This is a genomic window from Candidatus Phytoplasma rubi, from assembly GCF_026821955.1.
In the GTDB taxonomy this organism is placed as follows: Bacteria; Bacillota_I; Bacilli_A; order Acholeplasmatales; family Acholeplasmataceae; genus Phytoplasma; species Phytoplasma vitis.
Genome location: NZ_CP114006.1, coordinates 182,059 through 197,941 on the forward strand (window position 1 = coordinate 182,059; position 15,883 = coordinate 197,941).

The window sequence follows — 15,883 nt, forward strand, 5'->3', positions numbered from 1 at the left end:
TTTAATTAAAACCATTTTTTGAACCAAGAAGTTACTTTATTAACTGTTTCGTTTACGTCGTCTTTAATTTTATTAGTAAAGGGTTGAATTGAACCTTTCCAGGTTTCTTGTTTTTCTATGGTATCTTGAACTTGATCGTATTTTGTTTTTGTTTGGATTAATTTATTTTTATTATCTTCTAAGGTTACTTTAGTTTTTCCATGGGCTTTTTGTTCGTCTTTTATTTGTTCTTTGAGTTTATTGATTTCATGAAGGAGTTCGGCGTTTTCTTCAATATATTTAGCAGAAGCATTTTCTAAAGCCTTAATTGTTCCTTCTAGAGCTTGAATATGTAGGCCTTGTTTTACCCATTTGTCGATTTGTTGTTCTAATTCCTTACTTAAACGGTTAATTTCATTGGCTTGTTCGTTGATGATTTGGTTTAATTGGGTGATTTCTTGGTCTTTTTGGTAGATAGTTGCTTGATATTCTTTTTCTTTTTGTTGAAAATTAGTAGTTAATTGATTGATTTCGTTTTTAAGTTCTTGTTTTTCTTTTTGGGATAAAGCTTGATTGGTTATTAATTCTTGGTTTTTATTTTCGATTAAAGATTTTTGTTCTTGGAGTTGGTTTTGGAGTTGTTCGGTCATTTGGTTTTGTTCGTCGATTTGATTGATTAATTGATTAATTTGTTTTTCTTTTTCGGTGTTGATCGTTTTTTCTTGGTGAAGATCAGTTTCTAATTGATTAATCTTTTGATCTTGGTTAAAGATTTCATTTTCTTTATAACGGATTTTGTCGGTTTGTTGATTGATTTCTTTTTGAAGTTTTTGTTTTTCTTGTTGAGATAGTTTTTGATTGTTTTCTAATTCTTCTTGTTTTTGAGTTAGATCATGTTCTAAATTATTTTTTTGTGTTTCTAAAGTTAAACTATTAATTTTTTCTTGTTGGAGTTGAATTTCTAATAAGTGTTTGACTTTGATGATTTCTTCAGGAGTTAATTGTTGTGTTTCAGTTGTTTTGTTAATTTCTTTTAATTCCTCAACAAGTAGTGGTGTTTGTTGGAATTGTTCTTGTTGCAATAAGATAGGTTCAGTTGTTGATTTAACTAAACCTTTATAAGGGATTGTTAAGGTTACCAGTTTTACTTTCTTCTTGATTTGTTTCTTCTTGATTTGTTTCTTCTTTAGTTGTTTCTTCTTGAATTGGATTAACTATAGTTGGTAATTCATTGTTTGTTTGTTGTTGAATAGATGGTATTTGTAAGATTGGTGTTGGAGGATTTTCCATTTTATGGGTTAATTGTTGTGGAGGATTAGGGATTTTGGTTTCTTCTTGATAAAATTGGTAAAGTTCATAAGCAGTTGAAGCTAAAGAAACCCAAAATAAATCTTTACTACCAATTTTAAGGATTTTACCAACGACATTCACTATTTTGGAAGTAGCTTTTTTTTGAATGATGGCTTTAGTTCCTTTTTTAATGGTTTTTTTTGTTCCACCTTTTAACCAATGACTGATTTTTCCGATTCCGAAACAAATCCCGATGACGCTTAAAGTAGTTGCTAGATAATAACCTAATTTATTTTGCGGTGAAGGAGTATGATTAGGATCTTTATCGTTGCCTGTTACTTTATTATAGATATACTCGATAACTTGACGAATTGGTTGAGTGGTTTTATCATATAATATTTTGGTTTTAGCTGCGACGTTGCTCGTAAAAGCGTTGATTTGGTTTAAAACTTCAGGAAAGAATTTGAAAAGGGTCCAATAAATCGCCTCACCAATTAATAATAATAGAATACACCAAATGATGATTTTAAAGAAAGTTTTAATGATTTTAAGACACCATTTTTCTTTTTTAGTTTGAGTTTCGATAATTATTTTAGGAGTTTGAGTTTGTTTTCTGATAATTATTTTATTAGATTTATTGTTTTTGGATTGATTTGAAGAGTTCCAAAACCTTAGATACTTTTTGTTTTTTATAATTTTTTATTATTAATATTGTATAATTATTATTATGGAAAGGTTAAGGATATAAAAGAATAATTTAATTAATTAAATGATTAATTGGGGATGTTTATGGAATTTGCCAAAACTAAAGAGTTTTTTATGCATATCTTGGTAACGCAAGTAAAAATGTTCGAGGTTAAAATAAACGGCAATAATAAACAAGAAGAAGTTACTTCTTCAAATATGAATTTTATTCCTTCAAATTATGGAATAGGACAATTAGTTTTTGCTTAAAAAAATTTATTTTTAATTCATTATTTTTATTGAATAATTAATAAAAATAAAGTTTTATGATAGATTTCAAAGCTAAAATTTTTATTTTTCTATAAATTTAACTTGTTTAAATTTTGATATTATATCAAGAAATTTAATTTATTATTTTAATATTATATAGTAGACTATTATTAGTAGTTTTATAATTTCCTATTATTTTTTATGATTCTAATAGGAATTATATTAAATTTTTTTATTAATTAGTTTGTTTGTTTTTAAAAAACAAAATAAGTATGTAGAAATTAAAAAACGAATTAGTTTTGTACAGGGGTTCGAATCCCCTCATCTCCACCAATAAAATTATTAAATTTATTTAAACTAATGAATTTAATAATTCTAATGAATTTAATAATTTTATTGGTTATTTTTTTTGTCAATAATATTTTTTTAAATCATTTCGAAGTTAATTATTAAATTAAAAAATATTTTATGTTTTTATTTTTTACTTTTATGACGATAAAAAGTTATCATTTTTAATGATATTTTCTTTTTTTAAAATTAAAAAGTTTGCAAAAATTAAATTATATCTTAATTTAATTTAAGAAATTAATTTTTAAGGAGTATAAAAATTTATGTTAGAACAAAATAATAAAAAAACTTTTTCAATAAAAATTAAATTATTATTAACTGTAATTTTAGCTTTATTTGTGATTTTATTTATATTTAGTAAAGTAAACGCTTTTACAGGTGAAGTGAGTTCTTCAGTATTAGAAGAATCTAAAAAAACTATTGGAATTTTAAATACAAAAATTAATGAATTAGAAGCTTCTCTTCAAAAAACTATTGGAAATGTAAATACAAAAATTAATGAATGGGATTCTACTCTTAAAGAAGATAAAGAAGAAATAAAAAATAAATTATTACCTTCAATACAAAAAGAAATCGAACAAAATAGCAAAAATTTACAAGATCAAGTTGGAGAATTAAAAAATCAATTATCAACTTTAATGCAAGAAGAAATCAAAAAAACTATTGGAAATGTAAATACAAAAATTAATGAATGGAATTCTACTCTTAAAGAAGATAAAGAAGAAATAAAAAATAAATTATTACCTTCAATACAAAAAGAAATCGAAAAAAATAGCAAAAATTTACAAGATCAAGTTGGAGAATTAAAAAATAAATTATCAACTTTAATACAAAAAGAAATCGAAAAAATTATTGGAGATTTAAATACAAAAATTAATGAATGTTATTCTATTCTTAAAGAAGATAAAGAAGAAATAAAAAATAAATTTTCAATTTCAATAAAAAAAGAAATTGAACAAAATAGTAAAAATTTACAAGATCAAGTTGGAGAATTAAAAAATCAATTATCAACTTTAATTCAAGAAGAAATCAAAAAAACTATTGAAAATTTAAATACAATTGTGGAAGATAAAATTAATGAATGTTATTCTACTTTTAAAGAAGATAAAGAAGAAATAAAAAATAAATTTTCAATTTCAATACAAAAAGAAATCGAACAAAATAGCAAAAATTTACAAGATCAAGTTGGAGAATTAAAAAATCAATTATCAACTTTAATGCAAGAAGAAATCAAAAAAAATATTGAAAATTTAAATACAATTGTTGAAGATAAAATTAATGAATGTTATTCTACTCTTAAAGAAGATAAAGAAGAAATAAAAAATAAATTTTCAATTTCAATACAAAAAGAAATTGAACAAAATAGCAAAAATTTACAAGATCAAGTTGGAGAATTAAAAAATCAATTATCAACTTTAATGAAAGAAGAAATCGAAAAAAATATTGGAGAAATAAAAGAAAAAATTATCGAAAATATAATACAAAAAATAGACAAATTTGGTTTTCTAAATCCTTTTCAAAAAATTAAAGAAATTTTTAAAGGTTCTAAAAAAGACGAAAATAAAAATTTAAAAAATAGATGAAAATAAAAATGAAACTGAAATAAAAATAATTTATTCAAACGAAAATGAAAAAACAAATGAAAACAAAAATGAAATCGAAAGAATAATAAAAATTGATTAAAAAAAATAAAAAAACAGATGAATCCGGTTTAGATTTAACAGGTTGGGTTTCTATTTCTAAAAGATAAAAAAATATTTAATGTTTTTTAAAAAAATATTTAATGTTTTTTAAAAAAATAAAAGAAAGTTTATTTAAAAAATGATTAATAAAGTGAAATTAATATCTACATTAGGACCTTCTTGTGATAAAAAAGAAATTTTAAGTAATTTAGTTAAAAATGGCCTTTGTATAGCTCGTTTTAATTTTTCTCATGCTAATTATGAAGATAGCGAAAGAATTTTACAAATTATTAAAGAAATTAATCAAGAAAATAATAGTTATTTAGGAACTATGCTTGACACTAAAGGACCTGAAATTAGAACTCATAATTTTGACGGAGCAGTTCAAATCGAAAAAGATTCTGAAATAATAATTTGTTTTAATGAAGTTTTAGGAACTAAATATAAATTTTCTTTAACTTATGATTTATATGATGATATTAAAGAAGGTAATTTTATTTTTATTGATGATGGTTATTTAACTTTAGAAGTGATTAAAAAAGATTCTCAAAAACGCGAATTAGTTGTTAAAGCTGATAATACTCATGTAGTAAAATCACGTAGAGGTGTTAATGTTCCTAATATTAGATTACAAATTCCTTATATTTCTGAAAAAGATAAAAATGATATTTTATTCGCTTGCAAACATAAATATGATTTTTTAGCTCTTTCGTTTGTAAGAAGAAAAGAAGATCTTTTTGATGTTAAGAAACTTTTAAATTCTAAAAAAGGACATAATGTAAAAATTATTTCTAAAATAGAAAATCAAGAAGGTTTAGATAATTTAGATGATATTATTGAGTTTTCTGATGGTATTATGATTGCTCGTGGAGATTTAGGAATTGAAATTTATAGCGAATTAGTTCCTTCTTATCAAACAAATATAATTCAAAGTTGTTTACATGCAGGAAAACCTGTTATTGTAGCTACTCAAATGTTAGAATCTATGCAAAAAAACCCTCGTCCTACTAAAGCAGAAACAAGTGATGTTTATAACGCTGTTTTAGAAGGCGTAACTGCTACAATGTTATCAGGCGAATCAGCTTCAGGACTTTATCCAGAAAAAGCAGTTATGACAATGGCTAAAATCCAAAAAGAAGCCGAAAAAAATGTTAATTACGATTTTATATCTCAATTTTATAATTCTGAAGAACCTGAAGATTTTTTAGCTTTTGGCGCGATTCAAATTTCTTTACAATATCCTGTATCAGCAATTGTTGTTGATGATAAAAAATATGCTATTTCTTTATCTAAATTTCATCCTATAGCGCCAGTTTTTGTTAAAGTAAATAATATTAGTGAAGCGACTTCTTTATCTTTAAATTATGCTAATATTCCTTTTTTAAACGAACAAGAGTTAAAAAATAAATTAGAACTTTTACAAAAAGAAAGTGATGATAAGAAGGTAATATTAGAAATCAAACAAGATAGTTTAAAAATTATATTAGAAGAATAAATAAAAAAATATTATAATCAATATATATAATATAATATTTATGTATTTTTTGATTTTTACATTAATTAAAAAAAATGAATTATTATTGTTGTTTAAATTGGATAATAGAGAGGATTTAAAAAATGTTAAGAGATAAAATTAAAATAAGTAGTGCTTTTAAAAAAATTAAAGAGAATTTTTACTTTACTTCTGGAACAAATATTATTTATCAAAATAGAGTAACACGTGCTGGAATAGCTACAAAAACAATTATATTATTACTTATTGCTTCTTTTTTTTCTGGTGTAAGTTATTTTTTTACAGGTTTTATGATAAATTATAAAAAAAATATTTATATATTTAATATTTTTTCATCGATAATTTCTTTTGCTTGGATAATTTTTTTTGTTTTTATGATCATCGGAACTAGATCTATTGGAGCGTCTAAGGCATGTTCTTTTGTTTGTTCGATATTTACAGGTATTCCATTAGGAATTATGTTGAATTTATGCGAAATTGTTATGCCTAATATTATGCCTATTTGTTTAATTGCTTTATTTGCTACTGCTTCGGTTTTCGGAGTTACATCATATTTGTATTATAAAGGATCTTTATTAGAGATTGACAATCTCCAATTAATAAAAAAAATGAGCTATATATTTTTTGCATTGACTATAATAGAATTTATTGCATTATTTTTTTGTAGCGGAACATTGTACGCTATGATATGTATTCCTATTAATTTATTTATGATTGTATTTACAACGTTAATATTAATCGAACATTTTCGTTATGTTGATAATATTATTATGAATAGTATGCCAATTGAATATGAATGGCAATTATCTTTAGTTTTTTTAAAACTTTTTATTTATATTTTTTACAGAATATTTGATACTTTAATAATATTATTCGGTAGTACTAATAGAGACTAGATTTATCAAATTAAAATTTAAAATCAAAATTATTAATTTTAAGAAGGAGAGTTATTTAAAATGGCAACAAAAATACGTTTACAACGTTTAGGTAACCATAAAAGACCTTTTTATCGTATAGTGTCTATGGAATCTCGTAACAAAAGAGACGGAAAATTTTTAGAAATTTTAGGGACTTACGAACCATTTCGTAATTTAATCGATGTAGATTTAGATAAAGTTCAAAAATGGTTATCAGTTGGTTCTCAAAAAACTAAAACTGTTACTAATTTATTAAAAAAAGCTAAAAAACAAAAAAATATTAATTTAAAATAAAATAATGCAATTTGATATTATTACTATTTTTCCTAATTTTTTTGACAATCTTTTAAATAATTCAATTATGAAAAGAGCTCAAGAAAAGAATAAAGTTCAAATTAATATTCATGATTTAAGAAAATACAGCCAAAATAAACATCATCAAGTTGATGATACTCCATATGGTGGAGACTACGGAATGTTATTATCTTTTCCTCCTTTTTATGAATGTTTGCAAAAAATAAAAAGGACGGATAGAACAAAGGTAATTTTATTATCTCCACAAGGTAATTTATTGAATCAATATAAAGCTATTAAATATTTAAAAGATTATTCTCATTTAATAATTTTATGTGGAAATTATGAAGGCGTAGATGAAAGAATTTTAAATTATGTTGATGAAGAGGTTTCGATAGGAGATTATATTTTAACTGGAGGAGAATTCGGAGCTATTATTTTAATGAATGTTTTGATTAGGCTTTTACCAGGGGTAATTAAACAAGAATCTTATCTTCGCGATTCACATCAAACAGGTTTATTAAAATATCCTCAGTATACTAAACCTCGAAATTATAAAGAATATAAAGTTCCTAAAATTCTTTTATCTGGAAATCATTCTAAAATTGCTAAATGGCGCCAAAAAGAAAGTTTAAGGAATACTTTTTTAAAAAGACCAGATTTATTAGAAAAAATAAATTTAGATTTAGAATCACAAAAATTGTTAATAGAAATTCAAAAAGAAGAAAATGAAGGAATAGAAAATGAATTTTAAAGGTCAACAATTAATTCATTCAATTAATGAAAAAAATTTAAGAAACATCCCTGATTTTAAACCAGGAGATACTATAAAAGTTTTTGATAAAATTGAAGAAGGAAACAAAAAAAGAATCCAAGTTTTTGAAGGTATAGTTATTAGCCGTAAAGGAAGTCGTATTTCTGAAACTTTTACTGTTAGAAAAGTTTATGCAGGAGTAGGAGTAGAACGTATTTTTCCAGTACATTCTCCTTGTTATGAAAAAATAGAGATTGTACGTCGTAGTATAGTACGTAGATCTAAATTGTATTATATTAGAAAATTATCAAATAAAGCTATTAAAATTAAAGAAAAAAAATAATTAATTAATATTAATTATTTTATTTCTTTAATTTTTTAAATATATAAATAGATAAGAGGTTTTTTGTGTTTTTATTCCAAGAATTAAAATGGCGTAATTTGGTTAAAGATTTGAGCAATGAAAAAGAATTAGAAAAACTTTTGAACCAAGGAAAAATTAATTTTTATTGTGGTTTCGATCCGACCGCTATTTCTTTAACTATTGGTCATTTAGTTCAAATTACAATTGTTTTATTATTACAAAAGAAAGGACATAATCCTTTTGTTTTACTTGGAAGAGCTACTTCTTTGATAGGTGATCCGAAAGAAAAAGAAGAAAGAAAATTATTATCTTTAGAAGATGTTGATAAAAATTTTGTTAAAATTAAAAAACAATTAATGAAAATTTTACCGAAAGATAAAATTATTTTTGTTGATAATTATGAATGGATATCTAAAATTAATCTTATTGATTTTTTGAGAGATTACGGAAAATATTTTAATATTAATTATATGATTTCTAAAGAAAAAATAGCTAAAAGATTAGATAAAGGTATTTCTTATACTGAATTTTCTTATATAATTTTACAATCTTTAGATTTTTATTTTTTATATAAAAAATATGATGTTAATTTACAATTAGGTGGTTCTGATCAATGGGGAAATATTACTTCTGGGTTAGAATTGATTAGAAAAAAAAATTTGGATAAATTATCCAAAAAACCTTTTGGAATGAGCAGTTCTCTTTTATTAGATAATAAAGGAGTTAAAATCGGAAAAAGCGAAAAAAATGTCATTTGGTTAGATAAAAAACTAACAACTCCTTATCAAATTTATCAATTTTTTTTAAATGTTGATGATCAAAATGTTATTAATTATTTGAAAATGCTAACCTTATTAGAAGTGGATAAAATTTTAGAATTAGAAAAAGAAGTTAAGTTAAACCCTTCTTATAGGTTAGCTCAAAAAGAATTAGCTAAACAAATTGTTTCTTTTGTTCATGGAAAAGAAATTTTCAAAGAATGTTTCGAAGTTAATAATATTTTGTTTTTTGATAAATCAAAATTGTTAAATGAAAATGATTTTTTTTTATTGAAAAAATATTTAGTTTCTATAGAAGTTAAAGAAAAAAAAATTTCTCTAGTCAACGCCTTATTAGAAACAAAATTAGCTGATTCTAAAAAGAAAGCTAGAATATTGATAATATCCAAATCTATTAAGATTTTTCATAAATCTATTGATAAATTAGATTATGTTTTAGATTTTAAAAAATCTTTATGTTCTAAATATATTTTGTTAACAAAAAAAAATAAAATTAGTGCTTTGATTATTTTTAAATTTTAAAAAAATATAGATTTTATTTTTATTTATTTTAATGAATATGTAGAAGGTTTTGTTAAAAAGATGAATCAATTATATCGTGATTTAATAGTTAAACATTATCGTAATCCTTTTAATAAAGGTTTAATTAAAAACAATGAGCTAATTCATTATTGCGTTATGAAAGAAAAAAATATTTCTTGTAGCGATGAAATAATTCTTCAAGTGAAATTTGAAAATAAAGATATTGTAGATATTAAATATGAAGGTCAAGGATGTGCTATTTTAACTGCTTCCGCTTCTTTAATGTCTATTCACTTAAAAAAAAATGATTTAATGTTAGCTATAAAAAAAATAAAACATTTTTGTAATATGTTGAAAAATGAAATTTTTGATCCACAATTATTAGAAGAAGAATTACTTGTTTTTGAAACGATTAAAGATTTTCCTGGTAGATTTAAATGCGCTAGTATGCCTTGGAAATTATTATTACAAATGATAAATATACAATAAGATAAATATAAAATATTTAGTTAATTATTTGAATTTTATTTTTTTACATTTTATTGAAATAAAATGTAAAAAAATAAAATATTATTTAAATTTAAATAAGAAAGAATTTATTATTTTTAGAAATAATGTTGAGAATAGAAAATCTTTATAAAACTTATTCAAGTAATAAAAAAAATATTTCTATTTTGAAAAAGATAAATCTAAATATTTTTGAAGGAAAAATTTTCGGTTTAGTAGGTAAAACTGGTTCTGGTAAAACTACTTTGTTAAAAATAATGAATGGTTTAGAACAACCTGATAAAAGAAAAGAAACTAAAATTTTTAAAAATTTTACTTATCGAGAAAGCGGTACTATTTGGCAAAATTTTAATCTTTTATCTAATTTAAATATTTTTGATAATATAGCTTTACCTTTAAAAATAAGAAATTATCCCAAAGAAGAAATTAAAATAAAAGTATTAGAAGTTATAAAATTTGTCGGATTGTCCGATTACATTGAGTTATATCCTAAACAAATTTCAGGAGGTCAGAAACAAAGGACAGCTATTGCTAGGACTTTAGTTTATAATCCTAAAATTATTTTTTGCGACGAACCTACTTCATCTTTGGATGAAACAGTTAGCAAAAATATTTTAAAATTATTTTATAAAATAAATCAAATAAAAAAAACGACTATTGTGATAGTTTCTCATGATAGTTCAGTTATAAAAACTTTATGTAATTCGGTTGCTATTTTGAATAAAAATCAAATAGAACAAATTATAGATTTAACACCTTCTTATTATTTTAAATCTTCGTCTTATAAAGAAATTTTTTTAAATAAATAAAAAATATTTTGGAGAAAATAAAGTGAATAAAATACAAAAATTTTTGTATTTAAAAATTGGTTTTATTTTAATTATTATTGTTTCGATTGTTGGTGGATGGTGGTTTTTCATAAATAATAAAGGAAAAGACACGACAAAAACATTAAAAATTGCTACTGCTTTATCTAATGTAAAGGATTTTTTGACATCAGATCAGATTAAAAATAGATTACAAGAAAAAGGTATGGAGTTGGACGTACAATTTATTTCTAATGAATATGCGCAAACACATAAATTATTAATGAATAATGAAGTAATTGCTAAATTAGATTCTCATTTATCTTATTCTATTGATGAGAATGATAAAATGCAATTTTCTGATTCAATAATAGTTGCTCATCCTTTATATTGGCCTCATATTGGATTATATAATATCAAACAACCTAGAAAAAATAAAAATAAAATAAAAAATTGGGAAGATTTTGAGATAATAAAAAAACAAGAGAGCGAACCAATAAAGATTTTAATTTGTGATAATAAAGCACAAATTAATATTATGTTACGTTTTTTAGAAAAATTAAAAATTATATCGAGAAAAGAAATTTCAAAAGATACTGAACAAAAAATAAAAGATAAAAGATATTTTTTAGACAAAAATGATTTTGATATTCCGAAAAATATAGAAATATGTATACCATCTGGAGTTACTTTATTAAATAGTGTTCAATTATTTAAAGATAGCGAATATGATTTATTTATTAATTATCCCGCGATTGCAGGAGTTACAAATGGCGAAATAGATGTTATTAAAAAATACACAAAACCTGAAGTTAATGACTTCGCCATAACTAATACAATTTCATTGATAATAAAAGAAAAATATAAAAATAATGAATTAATAAAAGAATTAAAATCGATTTTAAGTATTCAGGATATAATTGATTTTTTTCAAGGAAAATATAAAAACGGAGATTTTATACCTTCTAACGAGATAGAAAAAATAACAAATAAAATTAATCAATATTTTTCATAATTAATTATGAGAAATTTCTTTTTTTCTTTTTTTAAAGTTTTAAGTTATCGCCATAATAGTTATTTTTCTAATAGTAATTATTTAGTTTTAGAAGGATTATTAGCAACTGTCAAATTAACTTTTTTATCTTGTTTTATTTCTTCTATTTTAGGTTTTTTATTAGCTATATATTTATATTTATTAAAAATAAAAAAGAAAACAAAAACTTATTTTTTAATAAATAATTTTATTAATATTATTATTTCTACTCCGTATTTGATGTTAGTTATTTTAATAACTAATCATTTTTTAGGACCAAATTTTAGATGTTATTATGGATTTAAAGCGGCTCTTTTTTGTTTAAGTTTTGTTTTAATTTGTGTTTTCGCTCGCAATTGTGAACAAGTATTTTTACAAATTAATCCAGAAATTTATCAAACAGCTTACACTTTAGGAGCTAGTAAAAAACAATTTATTATATATTTTTTATTAAAAGAATCTAGATCCTTTTTAATATTAAAATTAGTTTCTCTTTTTATTTCTGCATTAGCTTATTCTAGTGTTTTACATATTTTAGGCCAAGCTGGGTTGATCGGTATAATTTATACATACGGATGGAACGATGGTAATCTTAATTTTAAAAAAGCAGGATTTAATCAATTAGAACTAACTTTAACATATATTATAATAATATTTTTATTAGTTCAAATTGTAAATTTAATTGGTAATTGGATTGCTGATAAATTTGATAAAACGAGATAAATTTTTATTTCGTTTTTAATATATATATAATTTTTTTTAGAAATAAATATAAAATTATTTTTATATTATAAATTTTTCATTTATTTCTACAAATTTAAATATTTAAGGATTTAAATATATGTCTTGTTTATTTAAAATTATTCCTTCTAATTTTTTTCAATTATTGTCTTCTGTTAACAAAGATATTTATGTTGACTGTCTTATTCTTTTAGAGGAATTATCTAATGAAGATGATAATTTTGATATTGATAAAAATATAGCTTTAAATGTGTTAGAGAAATATTTCGATGAAAAGTCTGAAATTTTATTTCAAGAAGAAGATGAAAAAGAAATAATTACTAATAATCGACAAAAAGCTTCAAGAGTTATTACTTTGTTTAATAAAAATGGTTGGTTAAGTGAAGAAAAAGTTAGTTATAATATTATTAATTTAAATTTTTTTGATTATAGTTTAGATATGATTTATTTTTTCAAAAAAACTCTTAATCATATTAATTCAGAATCTATTGGAAATATTTATAGTGTTTATTCTCTTCTAAAATTTTTTCTTACTACCAAAAAGTATACTACTTTTCAAGAGGCTATTTTAAAAACAAAAAGTCTTGTTACCAAACTGAAAATTTTAAAAGCTAATATTTTTAGATTTTATAATCAATTAATTAATATTAATTTTAATTATAATTTGCAAAATATTTTAGAACAATTATTATCAGATTATAAAAAGAATTTTTTCGATTCTTCTTATTATATTTTAAAAACAACTGATAATTTTTTAAAATATTGTATTCAAATTGATTTCTTTATTGAAGAAATAGAAACGAATCCTATTTATTTTCAAAAAATGAAGGAACAAATCAAAAATATAAATAACAACTCCAAAGAAGATATCAATAATTTGATTCAAAAACAAATTCAAGAAATTAAAACAAATTTATCATCAACAGATAAATTGATTAAAATTATAGATCAAAAGAATGAACAATATTTACAAATAGCTTGTGATAAGATTTTATTTTTTAGTAATCGAAAAAAAAATTTAGAAAATCTTTTTAATAATACTATTAAATTAATTTTATGTGATAAAATAAATTTTTCCTCTTTTTGTAATTTATGGAATATTAAAAATTTAGATGAATTTTCTTTTTATAAACCAAGATCTCCCAAAAAAGAAATAACTTTATCTATATTGAAAACAATTCCTGAAGAAATAGAATTTAATTTGAAAGAAAAAAAAAGATTATTTTTAGATAAAAAAAATCTTTTTCATTGTCAAAATATTAATGTTTTTGTTCAAGAACTTTTAGAGAAAAAAAATTATTTTAAAGCTTCGGAAATGATTTTAAAAAATAATCAAGATATATTAAGACTTATTTTTATTTATATTTATGCTAAATCTGATTCAAATAAAAATATTTATCAAATTAAGAAATTAAATATAAAAGTAAATTCTTATAATTTTTCTTTTCCTGATTTTTTAATTTTTAAAAAATAAATTTTTTTGTTTATAAATAATAAATCTTAAAGTTAAAATTGATTTTTATTTTTTTAATATTTTAAATAGATGATTTTAATATATACTTATGATGGTTTATTTGAGAAATAATCTCTAAAATAAATTTAGAAAATAATTAGAAAGCAAATATGTATTCGAATCTAAAAAAAATTTATAAATATTTTTTCAAATTTTTTATTATTATTATATTTTTTATTTATTTTAATTATAATATTTTTAAAATATGTGCTGTTCGTGAAAATCAAAATGTTTTTCCTTTTTTTGAAAAAATAAAAGATAATGATGAAAATATTTTTCAAAAAGATTGCTCATGGAATTATAAACCTGTTTTAAAATATAACGATCTAAATGATAGAATAGAAATTATTTATAATTATGATTATCAAGGAAAAATAATAAACAAATGTTATATAGATACAAATAAAACTCATATTTATCAATATAACGACGAAAATAAAATTGTTTCAATATATGATTTTGAAAATCATAAATTAATAAAAACATTTGAATATAATAATCAAAATAAAATAATTATTTCGAGAAATCATAAAAATAAATTTCAAACGAAATATAAATATAATAAAAAAGGTCAATTAATGGCTAAAATAAAAGTTTTTTCTGATGAAAATCATTCTTTAAAAAAAAGTATTTTTCATTATGTTTATAATGATGAAGGACAAATGATTAATAAAATTCATTATGCTGATATTTTTAAAAGAAGAAATAAATTTTTTAGTTTTATATATGGATTTAAAAAAATAAATTTTGTTTTATACACTTATAAATATAGTAATGAATCTCAAAGAATTAAAAAAATTAATCATTTGAAAAGTAGTATTCATTCATATAAATATTATGACTTTTCTCAAATTTATTAAATATAAAAATAAAAATCGAACTTAAATAAGTTTGATTTTTTATTATAATTTGGAAAATTTGATTTTTTAATAAATAAAAATAATTAGAAATAAAAAAATTGTTTTTTAATTAATTAAAAATAAATAATAATTTGATAATTATAAAAAATAATATTATATATTTGTCTGTTTTGTATTTTTTTTAAATTTGATATAAATTAATTATTTAATAATTTTTTAGTATAAAATATTTTAAAAATGAATTAAATTTAATTTTTCGAATATATTAGTTATAAGAGTTGTTATAATATTATATAATTATTGATATTGATTAAATTTTATATATTAAAAAAATATTTAAATATTTAAATTAAGGTAAAAATTAAAGTGATTAACAAAGTTCTTTTTTTAAAAAGTATTACTGATTTAAAATATCGCCCCTTGCCTCAACTATCAGAGATTTTTTTAATCGGAAGAAGTAATGTTGGCAAGAGTTCTTTTATTAATGCTTTAGTTAATAATAAAAAAATGGCTTTAGTATCGAAAACTCCTGGTAAAACAATTACTTTAAATTATTTTTTATTAAATGATTCTTTTTATTTAGTAGATTCTCCTGGTTATGGTTACATGAAAAAAAGTTTGCAAGTTAAAAAAAGTGTTGTTAAAATGATTAATAATTTTTTACAAAAAAATTTTGATATTAAAATTCTTTTTCAATTTATAGATTTTAAAGTAGGACCTACTTTTTTAGATATAGAAATATACCGACAATTAAGACAATCTAATTTTAAACCTTGTTTAATTTTAAATAAAAAAGATAAAGTTTCATCGAATAAGGTTATAAATATATTTAAACAAATTCGAGAAATTTTTGAACAATTAGGTTACAGTGAAATACTAATGTATTTATTATCTTGTAAAACGAAAGATGGATTAAATAATATTATTGATTTCATCTATTCTAAAATAGATTTATAAATATTTAAAATTATTTTTTAGTATTTTTATTTTATGATAATAAATTTTAAAAGATGTTAATTAATTTTTA

At 21.0% G+C, this 15,883-nt stretch carries 16 protein-coding genes; 14 read left to right on the plus strand and 2 right to left on the minus strand.

What is annotated here, in order from left to right; translation table 11 throughout:
• Positions 1-5: 5 nt before the first annotated feature.
• Both RS022_RS01015 and RS022_RS01020 read right to left on the minus strand, forming a co-directional pair.
• On the minus strand, positions 6-1,061 hold the full coding sequence (locus RS022_RS01015) for a coiled-coil domain-containing protein (RefSeq protein ID WP_268850039.1): 1,056 nt from the start codon (positions 1,059-1,061) through the stop codon (positions 6-8).
• Positions 1,062-1,095: 34 nt separating this feature from the next.
• Complete coding sequence (locus RS022_RS01020) at positions 1,096-1,962, minus strand: hypothetical protein (RefSeq protein WP_268850227.1); 867 nt, start codon at positions 1,960-1,962, stop codon at positions 1,096-1,098.
• Positions 1,963-2,834: 872 nt separating this feature from the next.
• Here RS022_RS01020 and RS022_RS01025 point away from each other — a divergent pair.
• The 14 genes from RS022_RS01025 to yihA all read left to right on the plus strand — a co-directional run bounded on the left by RS022_RS01025 (position 2,835) and on the right by yihA (position 15,813).
• Complete coding sequence (locus RS022_RS01025; protein WP_268850040.1) at positions 2,835-4,154, plus strand: hypothetical protein; 1,320 nt, start codon at positions 2,835-2,837, stop codon at positions 4,152-4,154.
• A gap of 238 nt (positions 4,155-4,392) precedes the next feature.
• Positions 4,393-5,748 carry a pyruvate kinase gene (gene pyk / locus RS022_RS01030; RefSeq protein WP_268850041.1) on the plus strand — a complete coding sequence of 452 codons (1,356 nt, stop codon included), beginning with the start codon at positions 4,393-4,395 and terminating at the stop codon, positions 5,746-5,748.
• A 122-nt stretch (positions 5,749-5,870) separates the two neighbouring features.
• Positions 5,871-6,662 (plus strand): Bax inhibitor-1/YccA family membrane protein, encoded by a 792-nt coding sequence (locus RS022_RS01035; RefSeq protein WP_268850042.1) that lies wholly within the window; start codon positions 5,871-5,873, stop codon positions 6,660-6,662.
• Between the two features lie 60 nt (positions 6,663-6,722).
• Positions 6,723-6,977: a 30S ribosomal protein S16 gene (gene rpsP / locus RS022_RS01040; protein ID WP_268850043.1), complete on the plus strand. Its 255-nt coding sequence runs from the start codon at positions 6,723-6,725 to the stop codon at positions 6,975-6,977.
• A gap of 4 nt (positions 6,978-6,981) precedes the next feature.
• Positions 6,982-7,731, plus strand: coding sequence for a tRNA (guanosine(37)-N1)-methyltransferase TrmD (gene trmD, locus RS022_RS01045; RefSeq protein ID WP_268850044.1), 750 nt, complete (start codon positions 6,982-6,984; stop codon positions 7,729-7,731).
• Entirely contained in the window at positions 7,721-8,074 is a 354-nt protein-coding gene (gene rplS / locus RS022_RS01050) for a 50S ribosomal protein L19 (protein ID WP_225696033.1), read from the plus strand. Before trmD ends, rplS begins: the two co-directional genes overlap by 11 nt.
• A gap of 65 nt (positions 8,075-8,139) precedes the next feature.
• A complete protein-coding gene (gene tyrS / locus RS022_RS01055; protein ID WP_268850045.1) occupies positions 8,140-9,396 on the plus strand; it encodes a tyrosine--tRNA ligase in 1,257 nt (418 codons plus the stop codon).
• Between the two features lie 60 nt (positions 9,397-9,456).
• Complete coding sequence (sufU, locus tag RS022_RS01060; protein WP_268850046.1) at positions 9,457-9,885, plus strand: Fe-S cluster assembly sulfur transfer protein SufU; 429 nt, start codon at positions 9,457-9,459, stop codon at positions 9,883-9,885.
• A 125-nt stretch (positions 9,886-10,010) separates the two neighbouring features.
• On the plus strand, positions 10,011-10,712 hold the full coding sequence (locus RS022_RS01065; RefSeq protein ID WP_268850047.1) for an ATP-binding cassette domain-containing protein: 702 nt from the start codon (positions 10,011-10,013) through the stop codon (positions 10,710-10,712).
• Positions 10,713-10,734: 22 nt separating this feature from the next.
• Positions 10,735-11,724, plus strand: a complete 990-nt coding sequence (locus RS022_RS01070) for a hypothetical protein (RefSeq protein ID WP_268850048.1) — start codon at positions 10,735-10,737, stop codon at positions 11,722-11,724.
• 6 nt (positions 11,725-11,730) lie between these two features.
• On the plus strand, positions 11,731-12,465 hold the full coding sequence (locus RS022_RS01075) for an ABC transporter permease subunit (RefSeq protein ID WP_268850049.1): 735 nt from the start codon (positions 11,731-11,733) through the stop codon (positions 12,463-12,465).
• 118 nt (positions 12,466-12,583) lie between these two features.
• Positions 12,584-13,957, plus strand: coding sequence for a Wadjet anti-phage system protein JetA family protein (locus RS022_RS01080; protein ID WP_268850050.1), 1,374 nt, complete (start codon positions 12,584-12,586; stop codon positions 13,955-13,957).
• A gap of 149 nt (positions 13,958-14,106) precedes the next feature.
• The gene (locus tag RS022_RS01085) at positions 14,107-14,856 is read left to right on the plus strand and encodes a hypothetical protein (protein WP_268850051.1); all 750 of its coding nucleotides are present in this window, start codon (positions 14,107-14,109) and stop codon (positions 14,854-14,856) included.
• Positions 14,857-15,222: 366 nt separating this feature from the next.
• A complete protein-coding gene (gene yihA, locus RS022_RS01090) occupies positions 15,223-15,813 on the plus strand; it encodes a ribosome biogenesis GTP-binding protein YihA/YsxC (protein ID WP_268850052.1) in 591 nt (196 codons plus the stop codon).
• Positions 15,814-15,883: the final 70 nt, after the last annotated feature.